The sequence below is a fragment of the Roseivivax halodurans JCM 10272 genome, assembly GCF_000521785.1.
Classification (GTDB): domain Bacteria; phylum Pseudomonadota; class Alphaproteobacteria; order Rhodobacterales; family Rhodobacteraceae; genus Roseivivax; species Roseivivax halodurans.
Window position 1 is genome coordinate 1 of the sequence record NZ_JALZ01000081.1, and the last position, 4,470, is coordinate 4,470.

General features: G+C 61.1%; 2 protein-coding genes and 1 pseudogene. 2 read left to right on the top strand and 1 reads right to left on the bottom strand.

The window, feature by feature from the left end:
- The first annotated feature begins 418 nt into the window (after positions 1 to 418).
- Positions 419 to 3,514, top strand: coding sequence for a CheR family methyltransferase (locus OCH239_RS21010; RefSeq protein ID WP_037267352.1), 3,096 nt, complete (start codon positions 419 to 421; stop codon positions 3,512 to 3,514).
- 10 nt (positions 3,515 to 3,524) lie between these two features.
- Positions 3,525 to 3,899 carry a response regulator gene (locus OCH239_RS21015; protein ID WP_037267354.1) on the top strand — a complete coding sequence of 125 codons (375 nt, stop codon included), beginning with the start codon at positions 3,525 to 3,527 and terminating at the stop codon, positions 3,897 to 3,899.
- Between the two features lie 423 nt (positions 3,900 to 4,322).
- Here OCH239_RS21015 and OCH239_RS23675 read toward each other — a convergent pair.
- Positions 4,323 to 4,470 (bottom strand): annotated as a pseudogene (locus tag OCH239_RS23675) (IS91 family transposase); the annotation flags it as partial.

The window sequence follows — 4,470 nt, forward strand, 5'->3', positions numbered from 1 at the left end:
ACACCAAGCATTGGGACACTGCCCTTGCTGATATCCGCACCGTTGTTCGTTGAGGCTGTTGTCGGGGCGAAAAAGGGCGGGAAGCGGTCGTTCGCTGCGGCAGCGGGGCCATCTTGGTTCTGTCGAGGAAGCGGACATTCACCTTAAATCCGAACTGACTGCCCCTGTTCGACACGAAGGACGGACAGGCGAAACACGCGGCATGTACCAAACTGTTACGCCCGGTTTGGCAAACTGACATTTAGGACGCGCCACGGCACGATCCCGGTTGGCATCGCTGCGAATCGGCTCCTGGCTCTTCCGCGACATTCGCACTCGATTTCAGCTTCTTCGTTACCAGAACCAACCATCATACAGACGAACCGTTAGGTTAAGCGCCGTCATTGCGGGAGCGGGGCCGAAAGCTTAGGGTTGATTGATGACAGCATACGCTCCCCTCGTCGTGGGTATCGGCGCCTCGGCCGGAGGCATTCCGGCACTCGAAGGCTTTTTCCGACACCTCCCTGAGGACAGTGGGATGGCGTTCATCATCGTGACTCATCTCAGCCCCGAGCGGCGGAGCCTGTTGCACGAGGTCATTGGTCGCTTAACATCGATCCCCGTGAGTGTTGCCGAGGACGGCGTCGAGGTCCGGCCAGACAACGTTTACGTCATGCCCGAAGGCATGATCCTCACCATGGGAGACGGTCGCCTCTGGCTGAAGCCTGACGATCCAATTCACCGGGAGCACAAGCCGATCGACGTGTTTTTCGCCTCTTTGGCCGAAGACCAGACCGAGAGAGCCGTCGGCATCGTGATGTCGGGCGGGGACGGCGACGGTACCCTCGGCGTGAAAGCGATTAAGGAACACGGCGGCATCACGATGGCCCAGACCGAGGATGGATCGGGTCCGCGCAACCCTGAAATGCCGCACAGCGCGATGGCCAGTGGCTTGATTGACTTTGCCGACCCGGTGGAACGGATGCCCGAGCGGCTGGCCCGGCTTCGCGAAGATATCGACGCCCTTGTCGGTCTTGCCGATAGTGAGGAGGACAGTCAGCGGCTGAACAAGGCGCAGCAGGTGAAGAGCGATATTGCGCGGCTTCTGCGGAGCCATACCGGTCACGACTTTTCCGGCTACAAAGACAAGACCTTCACGCGCCGTGTCGCGCGGCGGATGAAAGTGGTCCAGTTGACCACGATCGACGCCTACGTGCAGAGACTGAAGGACGACCCCGGCGAGGTCATGGCACTGTTCCGTGACCTGCTGATCAACGTCACCAACTTCTTTCGCGACGCCGACGCCTTCGACATGCTGAAAAGCCGGGTCATCCCGCAGCTCTTCGACGGACGTGGCGCGGATGAGACGATCCGGCTCTGGGTGCCGGGCTGCGCCACGGGAGAAGAAGTCTATTCGCTCGGCATCCTGATGCGCGAGCAGATGGACGGGCTGGATGTCGTGCCAAAGGTGCAGATCTTCGCCACCGACATCGACGATGAGGCACTCGATTCGGCCCGCGCGGGCCGCTACCCCGACGCGCTCCTTGCCGGTATCGCGCCAGAAAGGCTCAAACGGTTCTTTCGTCGCGACGGGGCCAGCCTCGTCATCAGCAAGGAAGTGCGCGAGATGTGCATCTTCTCGCCGCATAGCGTGATCTCGGACCCGCCCTTCTCCCGCATGGACCTGGTATCGTGCCGCAATCTGCTAATCTATCTCGGCGGAGAGCTTCAGGATCGCGTGATCCCGACATTCCACTACGCGCTGAAACCGGGCGGGTATCTGTTCCTCGGCACATCTGAGGGCATCAGCCGTCACGGCGACCTTTTCGCGCCCCTCGACAAGAAACACCGCATCTTCCAAAGTCGAGATCATGGCGGCCCGCGGCGGTTGCCGATCACGCTCGCCTCGTCCGCTAACCGAACTCGGCAGGACGTCGCGGAACGCGGCTCGGACGCAACTGGTACGCAGCTTCGCCAACGGGTCGAAACGCAGGTGCTCGAGCGGCACGCGCCTGCGCATGTCGTGATCACCCATGAGGGCGACGCTCTCTACTTTTCCTCCAACACGGGCCGGTATCTCGAGATGCCGCGTGGCGCGCCGAACCGCCACATCTTCGACCTAGCCCGGCGCGAGTTCAGGGCCGATCTCCGCGCGGCGCTGCGCGAGGCAATGGAGACGGGGGGGCCGGCGGTCCGGCAGGTCCTGATGCTCGACCGAGAAGGCCAGACCGGCAGCATGATCGGCCTGATGATCGAGCCGCTGGGCGGTCCCACTAGCAATGAAGCCTTGTTCCTCGTGCTGTTCACGCCGCTCGGCCAATGGCGGCAGCCGGTTGTGGATGGAAGTGCAGAGGCCGTCGCGCACGAGGCTGAGGCGGCACTGGAACGCGAGCTGCGTGATCTGCGTGATCGCCTGCAATCGAAGGTGGAGGAATACGAGACCGCGCTGGAGGAGCTGAAATCATCGAACGAGGAGCTGGTTTCAGTCAACGAGGAGGCGCAGTCGACCAACGAAGAGCTCGAAGCCTCGCGCGCGGAGATGCAGTCCCTCAACGAGGAACTTTCGACGATCAACGCCGAGCTCGAGACAAGCGTCGCCCACCTCGACAATGCCAACACAGATCTCAAGAACCTCTACGCAGCGACGCAGATCGCGACGGTTTTCCTCGACCGCGCCCTCGTGATCCGCAATTTCACTCCTGCGGCCGGAGCGTTCTTCAACATCCGGGAGACCGATATCGGCCGCCCATTGACCGATCTTGCGGGCGCCCTGCAATACCCGAACCTCGAAGCTGAGGTGCGCGAGGTTTTCCAAACGGGCAAGCTTGTGGAACGGCGGCTCACTCCGGACAGCCACGAATTGCACTTCCTCGTCCGGCTGGTGCCCTACCGCAACCAAGACGACGGCATCGATGGGATCGTTGTCACCCTCGTCGATATTTCGTCGCTCACACAGGCCGAAGAGCAGCAGAAGGTGCTGATCTCGGAGCTGAACCACCGGGTCAAGAACATGCTTTCGGTCGTGATCAGCATTGCCAACAGCACGCGGAAGACCTCGTTGAGCATGGAGACTTACGCCGAGAAGCTGAGTGATCGGCTTCATGGAATGGCACGGGCCTATTCACTTTTGTCCGGATCAGACTGGACGAAGGTGGCACTCCGCGACCTCATTCGCTTGGAGGTGGAGGCGTTCGGCGCCGACCGTATCTCCGCCGACGGCCCCGAGATCGCGTTGACGCCACAGCAGGCGCTTTCCCTCGGCATGGTCGTGCATGAAATGGCAACCAACGCTGCAAAATACGGCGCGCTGTCGAACGATGACGGTTGGGTAGATGTCGTGTGGCAGGCCGACGCTGACCGACTTCGTTTGACATGGGTGGAAAAGGATGGCCCCGAGGTGCATGCGCCAGAACGAAAAGGGTTTGGCCTTACCCTCATTGAAGGGCAGATCAGAGCGCAGAGGGGCGGCGAAGCTGAGGCCAAGTTTCCGCCCGAAGGGTTCGTTCTGGATCTGAGTTTCCGGCTCGACGAGTGAGATACAGCTTATGAGCAGCAGTGAGACGAACGAAGGCCGGCGCACGATCCTGATTGTCGAGGACGAGTGGCTGGTCGCCACCGATCTGATGCATATGATCGAAGACATTGGCTATCACGCCCACGGTCCGGCACATTCGGTTTCGGAGGCACTGGACCTGCTCAATGAAGCCGAGGTCGATGCGGGGCTTCTCGATGTGAACCTTCGGGGCGAAACGTCCTATCCAATAGCAGATGCAATGGCTGAAAAGGGTCTCCCGTTCGCCTTCCTCAGCGGCTACACGTCCGATCAGCTACGGCCCGGTTTCCAGGAATGCCCTCTCCTGTCGAAGCCAATAACTATTGGCGCGCTTCGGGACCGATTGAGCCTGTTGCTGCGTGATTAACTTGGTCTTGTCCCGTTCGGGGAGATCAACGCGCAGAGTTACCCTGAGGCCTGGCCTCGCAGCAGGAGGGCCCTGTCTACCGATACCCGGACAGTGCTTGTAGGAGTTTCCTCGGACGGCGACTTTGTCTAAGGTTTGTGGCTGCTGGATGCTTGCCATTCAGCGGCGACAAATCTGACAAGGAGGAAAGCGCGGGCAGATTTCGGTGCTATGGGGATTGTGGCTCGGGTCTCGGGCCGTCGCTGTGCTGAACTGCGGCCCCATGACTTTGAGCACTGTAGGCCCGTCGATTTGCGTGCGCCGGTGCGAGGGATCGATGCCTGTCTTGGTCGTCATGTGCTTGTTGTAGCCCAGATTTTGGGCGGTTGGCCGCGCTGACGGGTCCGACGTCTCTGGATTGCAGGGCCGGGTGTGACGGTTGAATCATGCGGCATCCTCCCTTGGTGGCGCGCGGGACTTCGGAGTTTCACCGCGGGTGAAGGTTCCGATGATGCGCATAGCGCCACCGCATCTGGGGCATGCCCGGCACATGTCGCGGTCGTCCGGGTCGGTGCGCCCGTCCTCCTCTGTC